This window comes from Halobacillus sp. ABD4_316 (assembly GCF_056161385.1).
The window spans coordinates 19,904-43,582 of the sequence record NZ_JBSWZA010000007.1 but is presented as its reverse complement, the minus strand read 5'-3'; the positions used below and the strand labels follow the sequence as shown (position 1 = coordinate 43,582).

General features: G+C 49.5%; 16 protein-coding genes, 1 riboswitch and 1 other annotated feature. Of the genes, 4 read left to right on the top strand and 12 right to left on the bottom strand.

Going from position 1 to position 23,679, the window contains the following annotated elements; translation table 11 throughout:
• Nucleotide 1 precedes the first annotated feature (1 nt).
• From ACXAJH_RS18670 to ACXAJH_RS18660, 3 genes are all read right to left on the bottom strand, one after another.
• Nucleotides 2-2,815: a sensor domain-containing phosphodiesterase gene (locus ACXAJH_RS18670; RefSeq protein ID WP_474970295.1), complete on the bottom strand. Its 2,814-nt coding sequence runs from the start codon at nucleotides 2,813-2,815 to the stop codon at nucleotides 2-4.
• A 130-nt stretch (nucleotides 2,816-2,945) separates the two neighbouring features.
• Nucleotides 2,946-4,127, bottom strand: coding sequence for a chromate efflux transporter (gene chrA / locus ACXAJH_RS18665; protein ID WP_474994916.1), 1,182 nt, complete (start codon nucleotides 4,125-4,127; stop codon nucleotides 2,946-2,948).
• A complete protein-coding gene (locus ACXAJH_RS18660) occupies nucleotides 4,105-4,443 on the bottom strand; it encodes a PadR family transcriptional regulator (protein ID WP_474990797.1) in 339 nt (112 codons plus the stop codon). The genes chrA and ACXAJH_RS18660 overlap by 23 nt, the downstream gene beginning before the upstream one ends.
• A 174-nt stretch (nucleotides 4,444-4,617) precedes the next feature.
• Between ACXAJH_RS18660 and ACXAJH_RS18655 the strand changes: the two genes are divergently transcribed.
• Entirely contained in the window at nucleotides 4,618-5,604 is a 987-nt protein-coding gene (locus ACXAJH_RS18655; RefSeq protein ID WP_474970589.1) for an NAD(P)/FAD-dependent oxidoreductase, read from the top strand.
• Nucleotides 5,605-5,744: 140 nt separating this feature from the next.
• Here ACXAJH_RS18655 and metH read toward each other — a convergent pair whose 3' ends face one another.
• From metH to ACXAJH_RS18610, 9 genes are all read right to left on the bottom strand, one after another.
• Nucleotides 5,745-9,206, bottom strand: a complete 3,462-nt coding sequence (metH, locus tag ACXAJH_RS18650; protein ID WP_474994914.1) for a methionine synthase — start codon at nucleotides 9,204-9,206, stop codon at nucleotides 5,745-5,747.
• Complete coding sequence (locus ACXAJH_RS18645) at nucleotides 9,187-11,046, bottom strand: bifunctional homocysteine S-methyltransferase/methylenetetrahydrofolate reductase (RefSeq protein ID WP_474994912.1); 1,860 nt, start codon at nucleotides 11,044-11,046, stop codon at nucleotides 9,187-9,189. Before ACXAJH_RS18645 ends, metH begins: the two co-directional genes overlap by 20 nt.
• Complete coding sequence (metC, locus tag ACXAJH_RS18640; protein WP_474994910.1) at nucleotides 11,043-12,224, bottom strand: cystathionine beta-lyase; 1,182 nt, start codon at nucleotides 12,222-12,224, stop codon at nucleotides 11,043-11,045. The genes ACXAJH_RS18645 and metC overlap by 4 nt, the downstream gene beginning before the upstream one ends.
• On the bottom strand, nucleotides 12,221-13,336 hold the full coding sequence (locus ACXAJH_RS18635) for a methionine biosynthesis PLP-dependent protein (RefSeq protein ID WP_474994908.1): 1,116 nt from the start codon (nucleotides 13,334-13,336) through the stop codon (nucleotides 12,221-12,223). The genes metC and ACXAJH_RS18635 overlap by 4 nt, the downstream gene beginning before the upstream one ends.
• Before the next feature lie 103 nt (nucleotides 13,337-13,439).
• Nucleotides 13,440-13,550: riboswitch (SAM riboswitch) on the bottom strand.
• 108 nt (nucleotides 13,551-13,658) lie between these two features.
• Nucleotides 13,659-14,105 carry a DUF4385 domain-containing protein gene (locus tag ACXAJH_RS18630; protein WP_474970303.1) on the bottom strand — a complete coding sequence of 149 codons (447 nt, stop codon included), beginning with the start codon at nucleotides 14,103-14,105 and terminating at the stop codon, nucleotides 13,659-13,661.
• Entirely contained in the window at nucleotides 14,095-15,063 is a 969-nt protein-coding gene (gene glsA, locus ACXAJH_RS18625; protein ID WP_474970304.1) for a glutaminase A, read from the bottom strand. The genes ACXAJH_RS18630 and glsA overlap by 11 nt, the downstream gene beginning before the upstream one ends.
• A gap of 94 nt (nucleotides 15,064-15,157) precedes the next feature.
• Nucleotides 15,158-16,183, bottom strand: coding sequence for a cytochrome d ubiquinol oxidase subunit II (locus ACXAJH_RS18620; protein WP_474970305.1), 1,026 nt, complete (start codon nucleotides 16,181-16,183; stop codon nucleotides 15,158-15,160).
• 24 nt (nucleotides 16,184-16,207) lie between these two features.
• Complete coding sequence (locus ACXAJH_RS18615) at nucleotides 16,208-17,533, bottom strand: cytochrome ubiquinol oxidase subunit I (protein WP_474970306.1); 1,326 nt, start codon at nucleotides 17,531-17,533, stop codon at nucleotides 16,208-16,210.
• 70 nt (nucleotides 17,534-17,603) lie between these two features.
• Complete coding sequence (locus ACXAJH_RS18610) at nucleotides 17,604-18,380, bottom strand: class I SAM-dependent methyltransferase (RefSeq protein WP_474994927.1); 777 nt, start codon at nucleotides 18,378-18,380, stop codon at nucleotides 17,604-17,606.
• 248 nt (nucleotides 18,381-18,628) lie between these two features.
• Nucleotides 18,629-18,857: a binding site (T-box leader), on the top strand.
• Between the two features lie 100 nt (nucleotides 18,858-18,957).
• Between ACXAJH_RS18610 and ileS the strand changes: the two genes are divergently transcribed.
• From ileS to ACXAJH_RS18595, 3 genes are all read left to right on the top strand, one after another.
• Complete coding sequence (gene ileS, locus ACXAJH_RS18605) at nucleotides 18,958-22,047, top strand: isoleucine--tRNA ligase (protein WP_474994906.1); 3,090 nt, start codon at nucleotides 18,958-18,960, stop codon at nucleotides 22,045-22,047.
• A 103-nt stretch (nucleotides 22,048-22,150) separates the two neighbouring features.
• Complete coding sequence (locus tag ACXAJH_RS18600) at nucleotides 22,151-22,570, top strand: RrF2 family transcriptional regulator (RefSeq protein ID WP_474970308.1); 420 nt, start codon at nucleotides 22,151-22,153, stop codon at nucleotides 22,568-22,570.
• A 360-nt stretch (nucleotides 22,571-22,930) separates the two neighbouring features.
• The gene (locus tag ACXAJH_RS18595; RefSeq protein WP_474970309.1) at nucleotides 22,931-23,641 is read left to right on the top strand and encodes a nitroreductase family protein; all 711 of its coding nucleotides are present in this window, start codon (nucleotides 22,931-22,933) and stop codon (nucleotides 23,639-23,641) included.
• Nucleotides 23,642-23,679: the final 38 nt, after the last annotated feature.

Sequence of the window (23,679 nt, the reverse complement as noted above, 5' to 3'; positions counted from 1 at the left end):
GTTAGCTCCTTTGTGATTGTGATGGGACATACCGTTTCTCAAATTCAGATACAGGAAGAGGGCGGCTGTATAAATATCCTTGAATCCAGTAGCACCCGTGCCGGGCAAGGAAATCAGCCTGATCTCTGCTCTCGACCCCTTCTGCAATGACGTTCAGTTTCAGACTGTCAGCCAGAGTGATGATCGTTTTGATGATGGCGGCATTGTTCGCATTCGTTGTCATATGATCAATAAAGGATTTATCAATCTTAAGTGTATCCACCGGGAAATCCTTCAAATAGCCGAGAGAGGAATACCCCGTGCCAAAATCATCAATAGATATCTGCACACCCAGGTCCTTCAGTTCCCGGATCGTTTTAAGGGTTTGATTGGTATTGTTGACGATTAAATTTTCGGTCAGCTCCAATTCCAGCAGCTGTGGTGGAAGACCGGTCTCTTTAAGAATAGCAGCTACCTTGGACGCAAGATCGGTCTGCTGGAACTGCTGCGGCGACAGGTTGGCGGAGACGGCGAGCTGCGTGCACCCTTTGTCGTACCATTTTTTCATCTGACGGCAGGATTCTTTGATGACCCATTCCCCAAGGGCAGTAATCAACCCGGTTTCTTCCGCCAGCGGAATGAACCGGCCGGGGGAAAGCAGACCGAATTCCGGATGATTCCATCGGATCAGTGTTTCCGTGCCGATCAATTCATCGGAGCGGACGTCGAATTTGGGCTGATAATACAGTTCAAACTCTTCCCCGCGCTGGAGGGCTTTGAATAAGTCATTCTCCAGCTTGATCTGTTCAACCGAACGTTCTTCGATATCATTGGAAAAAAGCTGATACCGATTACCTGCGTAATCTTTCGCCTTATACATCGCTACATCGGCATGTTTGATCAGCGATTCGACATTGTCCCCATTCTCCGGATATAAGCTGATACCGATGCTGGTTTTTATGCTTACTTCCTGGGATTGAATCGTAAAGGGCGTATCGAAAGAAGCCAGTACCCGCTCTGCGCATGCGACAGCATCTTCTGTCCGGTCGATTTTAGGAAGAAGGATGATGAATTCGTCGCCTCCCTGTCTGGAAACCGTCGCCTCCTTCGGAATGGCATGCTCCAGACGCTGGGCGGCCTGCTGGAGCACCATATCCCCGAAGCTGTGTCCGAACGTATCATTGATTTTCTTGAATCGGTCGAGGTCCAGAAACAGAATGGCCAGCGATTTTCCTGTTAATTCTGCATAGCTGAGCGCCTGCTTCAGCCTGTCTCTGAACAGGACACGGTTCGGAATATTGGTGACGACATCGTAATAGGCATGGTACTTGATCTTTTCCTCCATCTGCTTGCGTGATGTCACATCTTTGAAGGTCACTACGTACCCGATGGTCTCATCGTTTTCCTGCTTAGGTGTAATGACATATTCGACAGGAAACGATCCGCCGTCTTTTTTTATGAAAAAGTGCTCCTGCCCGCTGTAAGTTTCCTTCCAGAGATAGAGATCCTTGAAGGAGTGGATGTCCACACTCGGATCTTCCCACTTGAAAATCCGTGCGTAGGACAAGCCTACTACATCGGTTTCATCGGCGTAACCGAGCAGACTGGTGGCAGAAGGGTTCGCAAAGGTGATATTTCCATCAAGATCGATGCCGAAAATCCCTTCGCCCGCTGAATTCAAGATCAAATCCTTTTCGCGGCTGATCTGCTTCAATTCTATGAAAGCTTCCTCCAGTTCCCGGTTTTTCTCTATTAATTCAGAGGTGCGGTCCTGGATGATAACCTCCTGCTTTTCTATATACAATAGATTGAATAAAACGGGGGCTGTGGTATCCACGATGGATTCAGCGAGCTGGCGGACAGAGGGGGTGAAACGGAAGTTCGTTTCAGTCAGATTGACGATGGCGATGGCTCCAAGGACTTCTCCAAGTGATACAAGAGGAATCATATACAGTCCTTTAATTCCAAACTCCCTGCAAATGTGCTTGTTGACGCGGTCATCTTCATACACATCCGGGACAAGCACGGACTTTTTCGTTTCAATCACTTCCTGAAAGATCAGGTCTTCCTTATGATCGAACCGTGTCTTTCGGTGAGTGGCGATCCAGTCTTCCTCGGTCCAATCACTATTTTTGTTCAGGCTCGCAGGCTTCAGGCGGTCTTCTGCTACAGGATCGATAAAATGGGCGCCGATGTTCTGGTTTCCAAGGACTTCCCCAAGGTAATAAAAACATTTATCAAGAGCTTCCTGCAGCGAAGAGCACAAAGATAAATCGCGTGTCACGTTAAGGAGAAGCTGCTTTTCTGAAATCAGTTTTTCTTTTCTTGTCAGGTTGTTGGCATTTCGCAGCGCTACAGCGGCCATGTGAATATAGGCTTTGACACTTTCAATCTCAGAGTCCGTCAAATCCATGGGGATCCCGTAGTCAAACAAGAAGACGAGTCCATACAATTCATCTTCATAGGAGATGGGAGCGACAAGCAGCGATTTGATTTTAAACGCCTGGACCGCCCGCTGGTCCGGGCGGTCATCCTTGGAAGTGTCTGGAATATAAATTGCTTCCCGTGTTTCAATCACTTCTTTGGCTAACAGATCCTGTTCCGGATCGACAATGTGCATATCCAATGTCATGCCGTTAATGGTATTGGGTTTTCCTACATACCCCTGGTACGTGCCGTCTTCCCGCGGCAGATAAATCCCCACGGAATCGCACCGCATGATTTCTTCTGATATGGCTGTTACTACATGCTCTAATACTTCGCGCAAATCCAGCTTGGTGTTGATCAGCTTGGTAATTTGAGCTAGTCGCGAATATCTGGTTTGCTCTTCAGCCATGCGTTTCCCTCCATAGTTTCATCTTTTGATAAAGTTCGACTATTATAGTGAACTTCCTGCATAAGATCCAAAGTTTTTTGAATAAGATCGAAAATAAAAGGCACAAAAGAAAGTCTTTTGTGCCTGGTTTCTATAACATATTGAGCACAGCTCCGGCAGCAACCCCGATGATAACGATGGCCCATGCCGGGACTTTAAAGAAATGAAGCAGGGAGAACAGGATGGCGGCGAGAGCGAAATCTTCTCCGCTTAAAATCGAGCTCTTAAGGACCGGATCATAAAAGGCAGCCAGCAGGATGCCGACGACGCTGGCGTTGACGCCTGTTAGAACCCCTTGGAAAGCCGGCCGCTTTCTAAGTTCGTTCAAGAACGGGAGCGCGGCTACAAGAAACAGGAAAGACGGAAGGAAAATCCCTGCCGTCGCGGCGACAGCTCCAGGTATTCCCTGAATCATCGTACCGAGATAGCTTGAAAACGTGAACAAAGGTCCGGGAACAGCCTGGGCCATTCCATATCCGGCCAGAAAATCACTGGCAAATAAAAGCCCGGTCGGAACAACTTCCCGTTCCAGCATCGGAAGGACGACATGACCACCCCCGAAAACAAGAGACCCGACCCGGAAGAATGTATCAAACAGCTGGATGAACAGATTGTCTGTATTCCTGGCCAGCACAGGCAGGAAAATAAGCAGGCCGACAAGAATGCTGAGGGACGCGATTCCTGCTTTTTTAGAAAAGGTGACAGGAAACGGCTGAATTTTAGATGGATTCAATCCGGAAAACATCTTCCATCCGAAGACGCCCGCAGCGAATATGATGACCAGCTGCATCCAGGCGGATGGATAAAGCAGCAGAATCAAGGCGGCTGCCAGGGCCATCGCAATTCTCGGCTTGTCCGGGGTCAGCTTTTTACCAAGGCCCATCAATGCATGCAGGACGACAGCTGCGGCAACGACTTTAAGGCTGTGGATGAAACCGGCATCTGCCAAGTCAAAGGATTGATAAAGCATAGCGAATAGAATAAGAACCAGAATGGACGGCATCGTAAAACCGAACCAGGAAATCAATCCTCCAATGAACCCTCCGCGCAGCATACCTATGGCAATCCCTACCTGACTGCTTGCCGGGCCGGGGAGAAATTGGCAGAGGGCAATGATATCAGCATAGGTTTTATCATCGAGCCACTTTTTACGATCGATGTATTCGTCCTTAAAATAGGCAAGGTGCGCGATAGGACCGCCGAAGGACGTGAAGCCGAGTTTTGTCGACGTGCGCAGAATTTCCAGCCAGTTACTTTTCTTTGATGGACTCATCTGAAATTTTCCTCCAATCTTTTCCTAAGATTTCTTCAGCAAGTTCCTGGACCTGCTGTTTTCCTTCTTTCAGCACCTGCTGCCCCTTACTTGTAATGACATAGTATTTGCGGATTTTCCCTTCTACCTTCTCCTCGTATTTTTCCAGCAGCTCATCCTTGTGCAGCTGCTTGAGCGTAGGGTAGAGGGTCCCCGGGCTGATGTCATAACCGTGGGAAGCAAGCTCCTCCATAAGAAACGCGCCGTATATCGGTTCTATACTGGCGTGATAGAGGATATGGATCTTAATCGAACCAAGAAAAAAATCTCTCAGCACATCGATCACCTCCATTATCAAAATCCGATATCATAATACGATAACGGTCTGGAGAAAGCAATGGAATACCTGTAACCTTTACAAAAGATTTACTTTTGCATTCTATTTCCGCCCTCCGTACAATGGGAGGTAAACACGTGTACGAACATATATGAAGCGGAGAAGGTGACAGAGATGGAAATGTATGATGTAACCATTATCGGCGGAGGTACGACGGGGATGTACGCCGCTTTTTATAGTGGGATGAGAGGGTTGAAGACGAAGGTGATGGAAGACCAGCCGGAAACAGGTGGCAAGGTTTCGTTCTTTTATCCGGAGAAACTAATTTATGATGTCGGCGGTTTTCCCGGGATTTCGGGAGAGAAACTTGCGGCAAATGTGGAAAAACAAGCACAGAGCATTCAACCGGCTCTTGTGACAGGGACGAAAGTAAAAGACCTTCAGAAACAGGAAGATGGGACGTTTCTTCTCGTGACCCATGATGGGTCCGCTCATTATACAAGGACCGTCCTGATCGCTTCCGGACTGGGGACTTTCCAAATGCAGCCTCTCCAGGTGAATGGCGCCGCTGCTTATGATGGCACACAGATCCACTACACGATAAAAAATAAGGAACAGTACAAAGGACTGAAAACCGCTGTTGTATCAGAAAACCGTGTCGGAATCGACTGGGCGCTTGCGCTGGAAGAATCCGCTGATGAAGTGACGCTGATCAATAGGGGGAGCGCCTTTAAAGCTGTTTATGAAAAGGATGAGGAAAAACTGCTGGCATCTTCTGTCCACGTCCAGTACGGCCGGACTGTTCAGCAGTTGAAAGAGGCAGACGGACAGATGACAGGGGTGATTCTGAGCGATGGTACAGAGCTTTCTCTTGATCACCTTCTCGTTTATGAAGGGCTGCAGATGGAGAAAAGTGTGTATGATCAGTGGGGAATCCATACCGATAAAGGACGGATTCCTGTAGAAACGGACATGTGTACCAATATTCCCGGAGTATTCGCAGCAGGGGATGCGGTGGTCTATCCGAGTAAAACGATGCTGATTGCTTCCGGATTCAATGAAGCAATGGCTGCCATCAACAGCGCTGCCATTTTCCTGGATCCTAAAGCGAAGACGCAGGTATACAGTACCGTCATTTATAAATACCGCGATGACAAATAAGTCGCGTCACAGGTCTTTTGTTCTGTAAAAACGGCCATTCGTGGACGAGCGCGGCAATCAAAGGATAAACCCGTACAGTGACTCAGAAATCTTGGTCTCTGTACGGGTTTTATATCGGTATAGAGCTTTTCCGCTTCGTTTTAATGAACGTTGAAGTAACGGGCTTCCGGATGGGCAAAGACCATCGCTGTTACGGAAGCTTCCGGTTCCATCATGCATTCCTCTGTCAGATCAATACCAATATCCTCTGGTTGAAGAAGTCGGAACAGCTTCTTCTGATCTTCAAGCTCTGGACACGCCGGGTAGCCGAAAGAATACCGCTGTCCCTGATATTTGGCTGAAAATCGTTCCTGCATTGTAAAGTCTGTCGCATCCGGGAATCCCCAGCGGTCACGCATTTCCTGGTGAATCTTTTCAGCCAGCGCTTCGGCTGTCTCCAGAGCCAGTGCCTGCAGCGCATGGCTCTCCAGGTACCGGCCGTTATTTTTCAGTTCCACGGACCGCTGTCTGATTCCTTTGCCTGCGGTAACTGAAAAAAAACCGACATAATCCATCTCTCCGCTTGAAACGGATCTTACATAGTCTGCCAGGCAGAGGAACGGTTCTTTCTGCTGCCTTGGAAACGTAAAGCGTTCCATGAGACGGGTTTGATCCCGGGGGTCGTAGATCAGGACATCATCGCCGTCGGACTGCGCGGGGAAAAACTGGTATAAGGCAGAAGGTTCGATCCAATTGTTTTGTTTGGCCTGCGTCAGCAGTTGATTGACGACTTCGTTTAAATGGACGGCTTTTTGATTTCCTTCTGCCAGCAGCTTCTCGAATCTACCCTTTAATCCGAGGTGGTGTCCAATCAACATCTGCTTATTGATATACGGTTCAACGTGTGCGACTGGGTGTCGGCTAATCAAATGCCGCTGAAAGTCATGTGGCTGGTAGACGGGTCCATTTGCAGCAACCGTTGAGACTGGGCGGACAGCCGTGGTTGTGCCTCCGCCTCTGTTTTTTTCCGGGGCTGGACGGTTCGATCGCTCGACTGCAGCTGCCTGTCTTTCAGCCTGTTCACTCAGAAACTGTTCCCTGGAGTCTTCACTGCTTAATTGATTGGATATAGCCAGCCCGTCCATGGCATCCTTGGCATATAAGACAGGCCCTCCATATTCCGGTGAAATTTTTGTATGGGTGAACTTCCGCGACAGGGCAGCGCCGCCGACAAGAATCGGCAGGTGGATGTTCTGCTGTTTCAAGTCCTGAGCGGTTAATACCATCTGCTGGGCAGACTTCACAAGAAGACCGGAGAGTCCGACAATGCTCGGTTTTTCTTGCTGTATCTGCTGAATCAGCTCTGCGGGTGTCACTTTGATTCCGAGGTCGACGACTTCAAAACCATTGTTGCTTAAGATGATTTCGACCAGGTTTTTGCCGATGTCATGAACATCTCCTTTGACTGTCGCAAGCAGAACCTTGCCTTTTTTATTGGAAGCATCCCCTTTTTTCATATGCGGCTCAAGGTAGGCGACGGAAGCCTTCATGACTTCGGCACTCTGCAGAACCTCAGCGACAATCAGCTGGTTATCATTGAACAAGCGGCCGACTTCAGCCATGCCGGTCATTAATGGACCGTTAATAATCGAAAGAGGTGTGTCATACTGTTGGAGGGCGAGGTTCAAATCAGGGATCAGCCCTTCCTTCGTACCTTCCACAACATAATGAGCGAGCCGCTCCTCAAGAGTCATGGTTGATGTCGGCGTTTTGGATTCCTTTTTCTTTCCGCGGTAAAAAGCTGTGAAATCTGCCAGTGTTGCGTCATTGGTATGAAACAGCAGTTCATCGGCGAGGGAGATTTCATCCCCGCCGATCGAGGCGTACCGCTCGAGCTTTTCCGTATTCACAATCGCGTAATCGAGACCCGCTTTTGTACAGTGATACAAATAGACAGCGTTCAGCACTTCCCGGCCGACTGGAGGAAGCCCGAAAGATACATTACTCACCCCGAGGACAGTCTGGCAGAGAGGAAGGTGCTGCTTCATCAACCGGATGCCTTCAATTGTCGCTTCTGCTGACCCGATATACTGCGCATCTCCGGTACCGACGGGGAAGACGAGAGGGTCAAAAATAATATCACGTGGGTTGATTTCGTATTCGTTTACGAGAATATCAAAGGAACGTTCGGCGATTTCCAGTTTCCGCTCTGCCGTAACGGCCATCCCCGTTTCATCAATCGTCCCGACAACAAGTGCCGCTCCGAACTGCTTAGCTAGGGGAAGCACCTCTTTGAAGCGCTCTACACCATCCTCCAGGTTGATGGAGTTAATGATCACTTTCCCCTGGGAAAAGGTAAGTGCTTTCCGGATGACGTGATAATCCGTGGAGTCGATTACCAGAGGCACCTTCACCTTATTGACGACCTGCTTCATGAAGGCTTCCATATCCTTGATTTCCTCCCGGTCCGGGTCGGCGAGACAGATATCGATGACCTGTGCTCCTTTTTTCACTTGGGCGCGGGCAATTTCCGACGCTTCCTCGTATTTTTCTTCTGCAATCAACCGTTTGAACTTTCTGGACCCGATTACGTTCGTCCGCTCCCCTACAAGGATCGGGCGGTCAGCGGGGTCATCATAAATCAACGGCTCGATTCCGGCTAGTGCGTGGGCATGGTCTTCCGGGGCGGTTCTTGGAGTGTACTCTTTGACGGCTTCCGCTATGGCACGAATGTGATCCGGCGTCGTGCCACAGCAGCCGCCGACAATATTCAACCATCCTTTTTCAGCAAAACCTGCCACTTTAGATGCGAGAGAAGCCGGGGTTTCATGATAATGTCCTTCTTCATCGGGCAGTCCTGCATTGGGGTAGCAGCTGACGGAGGTGGCAGCAAGATCCGAAAGAGAGCGCAGGTGATCCCGCATAAACTCCGGCCCTGTGGCGCAGTTCAACCCGACGACAGCCGGATTCATATGTTCCAGCGATAAATAAAAGGCTTCTATGCTTTGTCCGGCAAGGGTCGTTCCCATCGGCTCAATCGTACCGGAAATCATAAGGGGCAGCTCGATTCCGAGTGCATGACCGGCTCGTGTAATCCCGAGATAGGCCGCTTTGACATTCAGCATATCCTGGGACGTTTCCAACAACAGAAGGTCGACGTTTCCCCTCATTAATCCGCGTGCCTGTTCCTCATAGGTGTCCGCCAGCTGCTCGAATGTCGTCCCACCGGTGACGGATAAGGTTTTCGTCGTCGGCCCCATCGCTCCTGCAACAAAGCGGGGGTGATGTTCTGTGCTCATTCGTTCTGCAGCCGTTTTAGCGATTTGTGCTGCTTTGATATTGATTTCCTCAGCCAGGTGACCGAGATTGTATTCATCGAGGACAAGGCTCGTCGCACCAAACGTGTTGGTTTCGATAATGTCCGCTCCCGCTTCCATATACCGGGTGTGGATGGTATCAATCAACTCCGGGCAGGTGAGGTTCAAATATTCATTGCATCCGTCGTAGTCCTCGCCGCCAAAATCCTCAGGGCTCAGGCCGGCTTCCTGAAGCATCGTCCCCATGGCTCCGTCCAAAATGAGAATCCTCTTTTTCAGTTGTTCGTCAAACCATGTGGATGCCATCGGACATCTTCCTTTCCTGTTCCTTTGTTTTCTGTTTAATGTACTTCGTTAGTTCCACCGTCATCTCGTAGCGGAGGAACGGGGTGATCAAGTAAATGCCGTTAAACAGGTCAACCGCTGTATCGATGAGGGACTTTGCTATGCTGATGCCCTCGGCCTGTGCTTGTTTCCGGTCCTGTCCGGCTTTTTCCATTTTTTCCAGTATGGAAGGAGACAGGGTGATGCCGGGCACTTCATTGTGAAGGAATTCAGCATTGCGTGCGCTTGTCAACGGCATGATGCCGATGTAAAGAGGGGCTTCCACTTGTTTTGTCGCTTCATAGACTTCGAGAAGCTGCTCTTCGTTAAACACAGGCTGACTGATAAAGTAATCGGCGCCGGAGGTAATTTTCTTCTTCATTCTTCCGACGGCACGGTTCAAATTTCTTACATTCGGATTAAAGGCTGCAGCGACTGAGAATGATGTTTGGTTCCCGAGAGAATTTCCGGAAAAAGAAATGCCTCTGTTCATCTGCTTAATATAGTGAATGAGATCCAAAGATGACAAATCATAGACAGACGTCGCTCCAGGAAAATCCCCGATCTTCGTGGGATCGCCGGTGACCGCCAGGACTTGGCGGATGCCTTGTGTATGAAGACCCATCAAGTGGGACTGCAGACCGAGAAGATTGCGGTCCCGGCAGGCGATATGGACGAGTGGATCGACATCATATTTTTCTTTAATGATCGAAGCCATGACAGAGTTGCTGATTCGTGGAGAGGCTAGGGAGTTATCCGCAAGGGTGATCGAGTTAACACCAGCTTCCTGAAGCGCTTTGGACCCTTTAAGAAAACGATCGATGTTCAACTTTTTCGGGGGATCCAGTTCGACAATGATGGACCGGCCTTTCTTCGCCGCTTCATGGAGGTGTGGTCGTTGATCTTTAGTGGATTGGACGGCTGTTTCGGTCTTTTGTCGGACAACTACAATCTTTTCTTTGATCGGTGCTTTTCCTTTTACTTTGGATGCGATGGCTTCAATGTGCTCCGGTGTTGTGCCGCAGCACCCGCCGATGATCCGCGCCCCTTGGTCGTAAAGCGCCCGGGCGCTTTTTTGAAAGTAGGAGGGATCTGTCGCATAAACCAGTCTGCCATCCTGAAAGGCCGGCAGACTGGCATTCGGATAGACCGATAGAAAAGCTTTTTCGGGTAAGGGCACTTCTTCTAAGGACTGGATCATATGGTACGGGCCGAGACGGCAGTTGATGCCTGTCACGTCCGCTCCGATTTTTTCCAGATGAGTGAGCGCGTCAGGGAGTGGTGTACCATCCTGCAGCACCCCGGGTTCATGCATCGATACCTGGGCAATCAGAGGAAGGTCTGTTTCCTTCCGGGCGATCGACAGAATGGTGGAGAGTTCCTCTAGATCATAGAAGGTTTCAAAAAGAAGGCCGTCCACTTGTTCAAACAAAAGACAGTAGAGTTGTTCGCGGAAGCTTCGTTTTATTTCCTCAAGAGAAACAGCTTGTTTCTGAACCCCCCGGATGCCGCCGACCGTTCCGAGTACATACGCCTTGTCGCCGGCGGCATGTCTTGCGAGCTGGACAGCGGCTGTATTGATCTCCTTCACGTGATCCTCGAGGCCGTAACGGCCAAGCTTGATGTAATTGGCGCCGTACGTATTGGTTTGAATCAAATCGGCTCCTGCCTGGACGTAAGCGTCATGAACGCTTTTCACTTCTTCTGGATGCGAAAGGTTCAGTTCCTCGAAACACTGGTCGACCCCGTAGGAATAAAGAAGAGTTCCCATCGCCCCGTCTCCGACCAGTGTTTGTCTATGGAGGGCTTCACGTAATGTCATATACTCACCCTCTTGTCTTCAGTAGTCCGTTCGATTTGGTTCAAAGCCTGCGAAAAGTCTGCGATCAGGTCCTCCGGCTTTTCCAATCCGACCGATAAACGCAGCAGTCCGTCCGTGATGCCGCGTTTGGCCCGTTCCTCCTTAGGCATGGAGGCATGGGACATCCGCGCCGGGTACGATAAGATCGACTCGACAGCTCCAAGACTTACGGCATACACCGGAATTTCGACCGCTTTTGTGAATTGGCGGACCGCCTCCTCGTCACGGAGGCGGAACGATAGAACGGCTCCATACCCGTCGGATTGATACGTGTGGGTGGAATTCCCCGGATGACAGCGGAAGCCTGGGTAGTACACGTGCTCGACCAGAGGGTGACTGGATAAAGCTTCTGCGACTTTTGCCGCTGATTGAGATGATTGGGTGATTCGGCAGTGGAGTGTCTTCAGGCCGCGGAGCACGAGCCAGCAATCGTGTGCGCCCAGAATAGATCCGAAAGAATTCTGTAGAAAAGAAAGAGCCTCTGCGACATCTTCCCTGTTGGTCACAGCTAAGCCGGCAACGACATCACTGTGTCCGGCAATGAACTTCGTTGCACTATGGAGGACAAGATCGGCGCCAAGGTCGAGCGGACGCTGCAGGGCTGGTGTCATAAAGGTGTTATCGACAAAGGTGAGGCAGTTGTTCGCTTTGGCGAGTTTTGCCACTGCCCTTATATCAGTGATTTCAAGTGTTGGATTGGAAGGAGTTTCAATATATAACAGCTTCGTATTCGGCTTTATGGCTGTAGCCACTTCATGAAGATCGGTCATGTCAACAAAGGTGTGATCGATTCCAAAGCGGTGGAGAACATCGTGGATCATTCGGAAAGTCCCCCCGTATACGTCCTTGGTTATAACGATGTGATCCCCTTTGGATAAAAGCATGAACGCTGTGGAAATCGCTGCCATTCCGGAGGCGAAAGCAAAGCCTTTCGTGCCGTTTTCAAGGCCGGCGATCGTCTCTTCCAACGCTGTTCTTGTCGGGTTTCCCGACCGGCTGTAGTCGTAATCCCCCGGTGTGTCAAAATCCTGTTGGTGAAAGGTTGAGGCCTGTTGGATCGGGACACTCACCGCTCCGGTCTGCGGATCGAACTTCTGGTCGTTGTGAAGCAGGCGGGTCTGCAGGGAATGGGTATTCATTGGACGGATTCCTCCTTAGGTAATTGACTCAAAGTAGATTGAAGATCTCTCAAAAGATCATCGATGTGCTCCACGCCTACGGAAAAACGGAGCAGTTTATTGCACACGCCGTAGCGGACGCGTTCTTCTTCAGGGATATCGGCGTGGGTCTGGGTGGCGGGGTAGGTGATGAAGCTTTCCACACCTCCGAGACTTTCCGCGAAAGTGATTAAATTCAATCCTCTTAGAAAAGGATCGATCCAGGCTTCTTCCTTTAGTCGGAAGGACACCATGCCGCCTTTTCCTGGGTAGAAAATATCACTCACACATGGATGATCCTCCAGGAATTGAACGACGGCTTTCGCGTTGCCTTCATGCTGCCTCATTCGTAGAGGCAGGGTTTTCATGCCGCGCATGACGAGCCAGGAGTCAAACGGCGACAGGACAGCTCCGGATGTATTTTGATGAAAAGCGAGCTTTTCGCTGATGTCTGCGCCTTTACTGACAAGCAGTCCGGCCAGAACATCGTTATGTCCGGCCAGGTATTTCGTCGCGCTGTGAATGACGACGTCCGCTCCTTCCTTCAGCGGCTGCTGGAGAACTGGTGTATAAAGGGTGTTGTCGACTATCAGCAGGAGGTCTTGTTTTTCTGCTAGTCCGGCCATCTGCCTGATGTCGGTTTGGTGCATGAGCGGATTTGTCGGAGTTTCAATGTAAACGGCTTTCGTACGTTCGGTCACATAAGAAGGCAGGTCATTCAGCTTTTCGTTTTCCAGGTAGGTAAACTGCAGACGGTAACGCTCCTTCATATGTTCAAATAAGCGGTAGGTCCCTCCATATAAATCTTCGGATACGAGAATTTCATCTCCTTCGCGGAAAAGAGAGAGGACGGTCTGGATGGCGGACATTCCGGAACTGAAGGCAAAACCTGCATCACCTTCTTCGATATCGGCGATGGAGGCTTCCAGGATTTTTCTTGTCGGGTTGCCCGTCCGCGTATAATCAAACCCTGTAGATTCCCCGAGCCCTGGGTGCCGGTAAGGGGTGGAAAAGTAAACCGGTGGGTTGATCGCTCCATACGGTTCGTTCCGCTGGTTTCCTGTCTGGACGAATTTTGTTTCCGTGTGACACATAAAAATACTCCTTTCGTTTATGAACCGATCAAGAGAGGAAGCAGTGTGAAAACAAAAAGGACGCCTTCTCTAAGAAGAAGGCGTCCTGGATATCCAAGGCTTCTTCTTATCTTTCAAGTTGATCAACAACTTGCTGGAGTTAGCACCCTTCTGGTCGATACCAGGGGTTGCTGAGGCTTCACAGGGCCAGTCCCTCTGCCTCTCTTGATAAGAATATAATTGTAAGTTCATGTAAATGTTGATGACTACTCTACACTACTCAGAAAGTTTTGACAATATGCATGCGGAAGATTTTCCAATTTTTAATCGGAACGTCCTGATTTTATCCGTATTCCTTTTGGTGGGCCCGTTTTTTCTCAAGGTATTCTTCATCTTCGCGGACTTTGATCCATTTCTCTTCGAAAATCCGGGCTGATTCTGCTTTTTCCTCATCTATATCCCGGTCATTGATATCTCCATCGTCATCGTATTTTTTTCCGCCTTTATAATTGGCGTACCGTCGCGAGCGTGTATACCCCATCTGGAGGAATTTACGGGCCATATCCATGCCGACAAAATCATCGTTTTTCTTATACTCTTCGAACATGGCGTAGATTTTTTCTGACGACTCTTTTGCGATCTCAGGTGTTTTGAAGCGCCAGTGCTGCAGAATTTCACTTTTGTAGGGCTCGACGAGAAGCACCCCCTGTTCTCCGCGCCCGACGCGGTATTTTCCGGGTTCTTCTCTGAAATCAATGGAATCAAAATCCAGATCGTAATCAAAAGGCATGGTCCTTCGTCCTTTCTGTATTTTCTATGCCGAACATATTTAATTTCAGGTCCCTGGACATTTTTTTGATCAAAGCGCCGCCGGCTGTACTGTTTCCCTTTTCATCAATGGCAGGGCCGACGACACCGATGCCCATTCTTCCAGGAACCGTACCGATGATGCTCCCGGATACTCCGCTTTTACACGGGAATCCAGCTTCGACTGCGTAGTGACCGGAGGAGTTGTACATCCCGGAGGTCATCATGATGGCTTTTACGGTTCTTAGGTGGTGGGCAGGAATCAAGCTTTCTTCCGTATCTGGATCGAGACCGCCTTTAGCAAGGAACAAGCCGACCCGGGCAAAGTCATGACAGCACATCATGACTGAATTCATACGATAGTATAAATCCAGCGCTTCTTCCACATCGGTCACAAGGGTTCCTGTGCTGTGCATAAAGTAGGCGAGGGAACGGTTGCGCGAGCCGTTCGCCTTTTCTGCTTCGTACATCTCACCGCTCATTTCTAGATGATCGTTGCTGGTGATTTTCTTTAAGAAATTCATGTAGCGGTCGAACCGGTTTTCCACGCTCTGTCCTTTAATAAGGGAAGCTGTAGCGATGGCGCCCGCGTTAATCATCGGATTGAAAGGCTTGCTTGTGTCATAGGATTCCAGCTGGCTGATGGAATTGAAGAAATCTCCCATCGGCTCCATTCCTACAGTTTGAAAAACACGGTCCTTTCCGAAGTCCTGGAGAGCAAGCATCAAGCTGATGACTTTTGAGGTACTCTGCATCGGAATGTATTTATCATGATCCCCGGCGCTGTAACTCGAGCCGTCTGTCGTGATGATGCTGACGCCGAGGTAGTCTTTATTTGCCTCCCCGTAATCAGGAAGGTTCATATTCACCTTTCCTTGAGAAGCATAGGGACGGCTGTCTTCAATGGCTTCTTCCAAATAGGAGTTCGATAGTTCTGTCATAGCGTTTCTCCTTTTTTGTAGTTCAGTACCCTTTTACAGAAAGTGGGTAAACAAAAAAGAGCAGCCATCCCCGCAGGGAAGTGGCTGCATGTGCTTACTGCTGCTTTAAGTAGCGCCGGTCTTTCAGGAACAACCTCCAGAATAAATAGAAGGCTGGAATCAAAATTCCGAACCCGACGGCGTAAACGATCAGCATCGGATAGAAGGTGGACGCGTTGGTGAACCCATCGCTGACTGTTAAATCCGGGTAAATCAAGTACGGCAGGTGGGCGGATCCGTAGGCATAAATAGCGAATCCGTACTGCAGCACGATCATGATGACGGCAGGTCGGGCCCGTCCCTTTCTTCCGTCCGGTTTTTTCAAAAACAAAAGAACATAGCCGATCAGGAAAAACAATAAGGAAAGACCGAAGATGAGCCAGTTCTGCTCAATATTATCAACGATCCAACCAGCTTCTTCAGGAAACGTTCCAATGGTCAGCATAGCGACGGCGATGCTGACAGGTCCGAGCCAAAGAGCATGTTTCCGGAAGGTATCATACGCGTCCCAATCTTCGGCTTCCTTGGCATAATCCATTAAGAAGACGGAAGAAATGAACAGTTCTGTCGAAAGGCCGAACAATACGTGCATGTACAGCGTCGGATGGGTCAGAAGATCTCCGTATTCCAACCGTGGATAATCATCTTCGAAACTGATGAACCCACCGAGGGTGATCGGGAGAATACTAACGAGCAGGGCAGGAATGATCAGCCCTGTGACCCCGGAGGTGACACGAAGGAGTCCGACAAATTTCCCAGCATAGTGCTGGAACACCATAAAGGTGGTGCGGATCGTCAGGAGCAGCAGTCCGAGCGCGACAGGAACAAGCAGGACACTGCTCAGAAGCGTCGTTGCATAAGGGAAAAACGTGACCACAGATACGACGAAGATGACGAGGAATACATTGGTGACCTCCCACGTCGGAGATAAAAAGCGGTTCGCAATCTGGGAGGCGCTTTTCTCTTCACTTTTTCCATAAATCATCCCCCAGAACCCTGCTCCAAAATCAAGAGAGCCAAGCATTGCGTAAATGAACAGCAGGCTCCACAAAATGGTGACGGCCAGTGTTGAAGCTTCCATGAAATGTTCTTCCTTTCTCTGCCTTTATTGAGAGCTCAAGTCCCGGCTGACAGGGTTTCTCTTGAAATAGAACCGGAGGACGAATCCTGTGACGAACAACAGAGTGATGTACAAACCCATGAACAAGTAAAAGAGAAAACCGACACTTTTGGATTTTGTTGCAGCTTCCCCTGTTCTCAGGACATCTGTAATCGTCCACGGCTGACGCCCGATACAGCTGAAGCACCAGCCGGCTTCAATCGCCAGCAGAGCCAGCGGGCCGCTGACGACAAGGATGGCGAGAATCCATCCGGGAAACTCTTTTTTAAGAACAAGTTTCCAGAACAAGGCGGCAAAAGCGACGGCAATCAGGACGGTACCGATGCCGACCATGACATTGAACAGAATATGGACATACAAGGGCGGCCACAGCTCCTGCGGGTATTCATTCAGACCGATCACTTCGGTATCAAACCGGTCACCAGCAAGGAAGCTCAGTCCGTATGGAATTTCAATGGCGTACTTCACCCGCTGGTCCTCGAGGGATGTGTAGCCTCCGACAGAAAGCGGGGCATAACGCTGAGTTTCGAACAGCCCTTCGGCAGCTGCCAGTTTTCTTGGGTTGTATTCATGCAGCATTTGAGCGGTTTCGTGGCCGTTGATCGCTGTTCCCAAAGACATCAACGCGCCGAAATAAAGGGCGATCATCAACGCTTTTTTATGGTAGGCCCGCTCCTGATCAGTGATTTTTGATTTCATCAAGCGGAGGGCGGCTACGGAAGCCACAAGAAAAGCCACCGTCATGTAGGCGGAAAGGGTAACGTGAATGGCGGTGACGCCGAAGCTCGGGTTGAAAAAGGCCGCCCACGTATCGATGTCTGTAATCTCCCCGTCCGGCAGCATCCGGAATCCCGCCGGGGTGTTCATCCAGGCATGCACATCCGTAATCAGTATGGCCGACGCAGTCGCTCCAAGAGCAACAGAGATGATGCTCACAAGACGGAGCGTCGGCGGCAGGCGGTCCGCCGCATATAAATAAATCGACATGAAAACCGCTTCAATCAGGAAAGCGAAAATCTCCATCTGGAACGGCAGGGCGATGACTTGGCCGACGATTTCCATGAAATCAGGAAACAGCAGGGAAATCATTACGCCGACAATTGTTCCGGATGCGATCGATACAGCAAGCAGGATGGCGAAAGCCTTCGTCCATCTTCGCGCCAGCAGGGCATAATCGCTGTCTTTTTTAATGAAATACATAACTTCCGCAATAATGATCATCACGGGAAGCCCTACACCGATAGTGGCGTAGATGATATGGAAGCCCAGGGAAGTTCCGAAAAGGGCACGGGCCATGACGACGATATCCATTTGATTTCCCACCTCACAACAAGTTTCAATATCCTTTGGTTATTCTTCCTATGAGGTGGAGGATTATTCGTTAGCAGGAACCTTTTTCTACAAGAACCATATACTCGTCGATGGAAAAGTGTTCAATACCTGAATCTGATGATGTAATCGAAAAGTAGGCTTTCGTATGGCTGTCGGCCGATAATAAATCCTGTTCTATGGCGTGCTGTTCTGCTGGAGAAGGCTGGGTGCGGGCCACCCACGACGAAAAGGGGAGGGTCTTCTGTCGTTTCAAGTGTTTCTTCACAATCAGCGATTGGTCGTTGAATAAGGCTTCCCATTCCGATACCTTCAAGGCGCGGACGTGGCTGGGGTCCCTCCTTTTTTCAAGAGCGTTGTAAAAATGGTCAAGCCGATCATCTTCAGGGGCTGTGTTATCGATCATGAGGAAGCGGCCGCCAGGTTTCAGGACGCGGGAGACTTCCGATACAAAGGTATCGGGTTCAGGAAAGTGGTGGGGAGCAATCCGGCAGGTGACCGCATCGAAGTAATCGTCAAGAAAAGGAAGCTCTTCAGCATCCGCTATAATGAACGCGATATTGGCCATGCCGGGAAGATGGGCGGCTGTGTTCTGAAGCATTTCCTTTGTCAGATCCGCCGCGTAGACACGGTTCACGAACGGCTGCACGGCCTTGGCCACATGACCGCCGCCTGTAGCTGTATCCAGCACCCTCCAGTGTTTTTCCGGCTTCAGCCATTCGACCAACAGTCTCAAATCATCAGGGTTGTTATGGGTGGTGCATTGGACATAGGCCTCTTTGTTTTTTGAGAAAGTTTCCTGTACACGCCGTTTCTGTTCGTTTTTCATCACAGACACCCTTCCTTCAATGGAGTTGTTTATAGTGTAATCCGAAGCTTTGGTTTTGGATAATACCAATCTTTGATCTGCCGTGATCACCAGAACAAATCAAAGATCCAATCGTAAAAAGTGACAGAAAATCAGTGGGGGTGTAAAGTGAAATCCACACGTATAATCCGAGAGGGAATGGGCGAAGATGGGGGTAAGAAACTTTTTGACATCCCTGACGTTCCATTGTACGATTAGAGAAGATACGTATAGTTTCATTGACGGGAAGAGTAAATCGATCACCTGACCTGTAGAGAGTCGCTGGCTGGTGGAAAGCGACGGCGGAATCGGTTGAAGATCATCCCTGAGAAGTTCTGCTGAAATGATTGAGAGTAGGTGGAACCGGCTGACGTCCGTTATCCGTTTTTTACCGAGTGCCGTGCGGCTGAACCTGCACGGAATATGGGTGGTACCGCGGAATGAACATCCGTCCCTGTTTTCATACAGGGGCGGATTTTTTGTTTTTTTCAGGGGAACTGTATCCAGTTGTGTCCCATGTGATTATCTATACAAAATAAAAGGGTAAGAGGTGGAAGAAATGCGCAGTGTCAATACGAAGGAAGTGGCTTTAGACCGCGAGAATCGTGTCAAAGATTACTGGAAACAAGAAGATGTCTTCCGACGCTCCATGAATGAGCGCGAAGGCGCAGAAACTTTCGTTTTTTATGAAGGACCTCCGACAGCGAACGGACTTCCGCACGCGGGTCACGTCCTCGGCCGGGTCATCAAGGACTTTGTGGGCCGTTACAAAACGATGCAGGGCTATCAGGTGCTGCGTAAGGGCGGCTGGGATACCCATGGTCTTCCGGTTGAACTGGAAGTTGAAAAGCAGCTCGGCATTTCCGGAAAGCAGCAGATCGAGGAATATGGTGTAGAGAAGTTCATCGAGAAGTGTAAGGAAAGTGTCTTCAACTATGAAAAAGAGTGGCGTGAATTCACGGAATCCATCGGGTACTGGCTCGATATGGATGATCCGTATGTAACGCTTCAGGACCGTTATATTGAAAGCGTCTGGTACATCCTGAGTGACCTTCATAAGCGCAACCTGCTATCCAAGGGTCACCGGGTTACTCCGTACTGCCCGAGCTGTCAGACAACCTTGAGCTCCCACGAAGTGGCTCAAGGCTATGAAGATGTGAAAGACTTGTCCGCGACAGCGAAGTTCAAGGTCAAAGGGACAGAGAATGAGTTCTTCCTTGGCTGGACGACGACGCCTTGGACACTGCCGGCCAACGTTACCCTGGCTGTCCATGCAGATCTCGATTACATCAAAGCAGAAAAAGACGGCGAAGTTTACATCGTTGCTGAAGCTCTTGCTGAGAAAAATCTTGGCGAAGATTATACGGTCGTATCCAAGCATAAAGGAAGCGAGTTCAGCGGTGTATCCTATGAAGCACCATTCCCGTTTGTAAAGCCTGAGCGTGGTCATTTCGTTGTCGAAGCAGATTTCGTCAACGCCGAAAGCGGTACGGGTGTTGTTCACATCGCACCTGCCTACGGGGAAGATGACTACAACCTCGTAAAAGAACACAATCTTTCCTTCTTTAACGTTGTAGACGGACAGGGACGCTACACAGCAGATATCCCTCCATTCGAAGGCCGTTTCGTGAAAGACTGTGATGTAGATATCGTGAAGTACCTGGCTAATGAAGGTCTTCTTTTCCATAAAGAAAAATATGAGCACAGCTATCCACACTGCTGGCGCTGTGATTCACCACTGCTTTATTACGCAATCGAAAGCTGGTTCATCAAAACGACAGAGCTGAAGGATCAATTCCTTGCCAACAACCAGCAGGTCGACTGGCATCCGGATCACATCAAAGACGGACGCTTCGGAAACTTCCTCGAGAATATGGTCGACTGGAACATCGGTCGGAACCGTTTCTGGGGAACACCGCTGCCGATCTGGATGTGTAATTCCTGTGACCACCAATACGCTCCGCACAGTAAAGCGGACCTTCAGGAAAAAGCGATCGGAGATATCGGAGACGTTGAGCTGCACAAGCCTTACGTCGACCGTGTTCAGGTTTCCTGTGAAAAATGTGGCGGCACGATGGACCGTGTGCCGGAAGTCATTGACGTCTGGTTCGATTCCGGTTCCATGCCGTTTGCCCAGCAGCATTACCCGTTCGAAAACCAGGAGCAGTTTGAAAAGCAGTTCCCGGCTGATGTGATCTGTGAAGGAATTGACCAGACACGTGGCTGGTTCTACAGCCTGCTTGCGGTTTCTACGCTGTTCACAGGCAAAGCACCGTATAAGCGCGTCCTTTCCACCGGCCACATTCTTGATGAAGAAGGCCGTAAAATGTCGAAGAGTAAGGGAAATGCCCTTAATCCGACAGACATCGTCAATAAGTTCGGTGCCGATCCGTTCCGCTGGGCGCTTCTTGCGGACAGTGCCCCTTGGAACAACAAACGTTTCTCTGAGCGTGTCGTGATTGAAGCCAAGTCCAAAGTCATTGATACCCTTGTGAACACGCACGGTTTCTATACGCTGTACGCGAATATCGACGGCTACACGTTCAATAAGGATGAAACCGGGGAGAAGACGCTGCTTGACCGCTGGGTCCTTTCCCGTTTGAACAGTGTGACAGCTGTCGTGGAAGAAGCCCTTGAGGATTACGACTTCACCAAAGGAGCGAAGGCTCTTGAGAAATATATCGATGAAGTGAGTAACTGGTACATCCGCCGCTCCCGTGACCGTTTCTGGGAAGAAGGCATGACCGAGTCCAAAAAAGCGGCCTACCATACGCTTCATGAAGTGCTGACGCAGCTGAGCCAGTTGATGGCTCCGTTCACACCGTTCCTGGCTGAGGATATCTACCAGAACTTGACGGGTGAAAGTGTGCACCTGGCCCACTTCCCGAAAGTGGACGATGCTGTCGTCAATAAACAGCTGGAAAAAGATATGGACGCTGTCCTGCAGGTGGTCGAGCTTGCCCGTGGTGTGCGTAATACAGAAGCGATCAAGACGAAACAGCCGCTCTCTGAGCTTGTCGTCATTCCGGTCAACCCGGATCTGGGCAAGGCGCTGGAGGAATACAGCAGCATCATCCGTGATGAGATCAACGTCAAAGAAGTTGTTGTTAAGCAGTCTTCCGAGGATCTTGTCCGTTATGAAGTGAAGCTGAACTTCCGCGCAGCCGGCCCGGTACTTGGTAAGAATGTCGGTCTCGTCAAAGGCTATCTGGAAAAGCTGTCGGAAGAAGAAGCCGCAACCGTTGTCCAAAATGAAAAAGCAGTCGTGCCAACAGCCGATGGTGAGGTTGAAGTACCGATGGATCTGTTGAACGTGGAACGTGTGGCCGACGCCGGCCTGTCCATGGGGTCCAACCAGGACTTCCACGTCGTTCTTGATACATCCATCACAGAAGAGCTCCGCCTTGAGGGCCTTGCCCGTGAAGTGATTCGTGTGATTCAGGATGAGCGGAAGCAGCAGGACCTGCCGATCGATCTTCGTGTCGACATCGCTCTTGCCGGTGATGAAGAAGTACAGGAAGCCATTAAGCAGAACGAACAGCTGATTCGTGAGAATGTCCTCGTTAAGGAGCTCACGGTCGGCGAAAAAGAGGAAATGAAAGAGTATACCGTTGGTGATCATACACTGAAACTGGCTCTTACACAGTAAGGATGGAAAGTCCCGGCTCCGGCCGGGGCTTTTTTGCCGTTCCGGTGTTTTGACTTTTTTTGCAGGATGTCCCAAAATAAGAAGCAGATGAAGAGGTGAAATCATGGCAGAAAAGGTATCAAGCACACGATGGTTTGGGATGGCTGTTCAGGCCCTTGTCGTCCTTGCTGAAAATGAAGGACTCTGCCCGAGTGGAAAGCTTGCCGAAAAGCTGGAATCCAAATCTGTGTTCTTAAGAAAGATCCTCCGTCACTTAGTGAAGGCGGGATTGATTCACGCCAAAGAAGGTAGAGAAGGGGGCTATTCCTTAGTGAAAGACCCCGAAGATATAAAGCTGTCAGAAGTCTATGAAGCAATGAGAGCGGAAACTTTTCCGAAGGGTTTCTTTAATGTCGGAGGCAAAGAATGCTTTGCGCCTTCTACAAGGGAATCCTTGATTGAACTCCGTAATGATATGGAAAGCTGGGTTGTAGCCGGGCTTGAAGAGAAAACCATTGCCGACCTGATTCAAAAGGAATCGTAATGTTGTTTTAGACGGACTGTCGAGAGAATTCTCGGCAGTCCTTTTTTTCTGTAAAATCCGAGATGTTTTTTGTATGGAAAATGGACGACCTTTTATTCAACAAAGGGCACCCTCAAATTCAGCTCATGATTAGTAAGGTCACGTTCCGCTTATCGGTGGATCTTTTTCCCACAGGCGTCACTACGGAAAGCTGGAGTTGATCTCGCCATTCCATTCGTAAAAAGGGTCTTATGAACAGAAACGGATGGAAGCGAAACGTTATGCCGGGCTTTTCTTGGGTTATCATAAACTGTAGTTGACAAAGGAACAGTTAAATCATATACTGTTCTTGTGATAAATACAGTTTAAAGGAGCATCATCATGTCTCAAAATACAATGAGTAAAGAAGAATACCTAAATAAAGTAAAAGAAATCGATACAACGAAAGAAGCACCGAAGCAGCTGGAGGATACGGATTTTCTAACCGTAGCCAAAGAACGCCGCTCTGTCCGCCAGTATGATCCTGAATTCAAAATGGAAGAAAGTGAAATCCGTGAGATTCTGGAAACAGCTGTTCTGGCTCCATCTTCCAGTAACCTTCAATCGTGGAGATTCCTTGTCATCGAAGATCAGGCGGAAAAAGAAAAGCTTCTACCTATCGCCAGCAATCAGCAGCAGATCGTCGATGCATCCGTCGTTGTGGCTGTTCTTGGTGACCGTGAGGCCTATAAAAACGCAGACCAGATTTACAGCCAGATTGCTGAAAAAGGCAACATGCCTGAAGATGTGAAAAACATGTATGTCAACAGCATTTTTGATAACTATGGAAACTTCCCGACAGAGCGTCTTGCGAAAATCGCTCACATTGATGGCGGAATCGTGGCCAACCAGCTGATGCTTGCAGCAAAAGCGAAAGGCTATGACACCGTACCGATGGGCGGTTATGATGAAGCGCAGTTCCTGGAAACTTTCAATGTTCCTGAAAACTATGAAGCTGTTATGCTGATTTCCCTTGGAAAAGGTACAAAAGCTGGTTTTCAAAAGACCCGTCTTCCATTGGACGAAGTGGTGCAGTGGAACCGTTACGAATAAATAAAGCATGCCGTTCCGATATGGGGACGGCTTTTCTT

Excerpts from the sequence above, each read along its gene's own strand:
- ACXAJH_RS18670 (WP_474970295.1), bottom strand. The coding sequence starts at position 2,815 with ATGGCTGAAGAGCAAACCAGATATTCGCGACTAGCTCAAATTACCAAG.
- chrA (WP_474994916.1), bottom strand. The coding sequence starts at position 4,127 with ATGAGTCCATCAAAGAAAAGTAACTGGCTGGAAATTCTGCGCACGTCG.
- ACXAJH_RS18655 (WP_474970589.1), top strand. The coding sequence starts at position 4,618 with ATGGAAATGTATGATGTAACCATTATCGGCGGAGGTACGACGGGGATG.
- metH (WP_474994914.1), bottom strand. The coding sequence starts at position 9,206 with ATGGCATCCACATGGTTTGACGAACAACTGAAAAAGAGGATTCTCATT.
- ACXAJH_RS18645 (WP_474994912.1), bottom strand. The coding sequence starts at position 11,046 with ATGACATTACGTGAAGCCCTCCATAGACAAACACTGGTCGGAGACGGG.
- metC (WP_474994910.1), bottom strand. The coding sequence starts at position 12,224 with ATGAATACCCATTCCCTGCAGACCCGCCTGCTTCACAACGACCAGAAG.
- ACXAJH_RS18635 (WP_474994908.1), bottom strand. The coding sequence starts at position 13,336 with ATGTGTCACACGGAAACAAAATTCGTCCAGACAGGAAACCAGCGGAAC.
- ACXAJH_RS18630 (WP_474970303.1), bottom strand. The coding sequence starts at position 14,105 with ATGCCTTTTGATTACGATCTGGATTTTGATTCCATTGATTTCAGAGAA.
- glsA (WP_474970304.1), bottom strand. The coding sequence starts at position 15,063 with ATGACAGAACTATCGAACTCCTATTTGGAAGAAGCCATTGAAGACAGC.
- ACXAJH_RS18620 (WP_474970305.1), bottom strand. The coding sequence starts at position 16,183 with ATGGAAGCTTCAACACTGGCCGTCACCATTTTGTGGAGCCTGCTGTTC.
- ACXAJH_RS18615 (WP_474970306.1), bottom strand. The coding sequence starts at position 17,533 with ATGGATATCGTCGTCATGGCCCGTGCCCTTTTCGGAACTTCCCTGGGC.
- ACXAJH_RS18610 (WP_474994927.1), bottom strand. The coding sequence starts at position 18,380 with ATGAAAAACGAACAGAAACGGCGTGTACAGGAAACTTTCTCAAAAAAC.
- ileS (WP_474994906.1), top strand. The coding sequence starts at position 18,958 with ATGCGCAGTGTCAATACGAAGGAAGTGGCTTTAGACCGCGAGAATCGT.
- ACXAJH_RS18600 (WP_474970308.1), top strand. The coding sequence starts at position 22,151 with ATGGCAGAAAAGGTATCAAGCACACGATGGTTTGGGATGGCTGTTCAG.
- ACXAJH_RS18595 (WP_474970309.1), top strand. The coding sequence starts at position 22,931 with ATGTCTCAAAATACAATGAGTAAAGAAGAATACCTAAATAAAGTAAAA.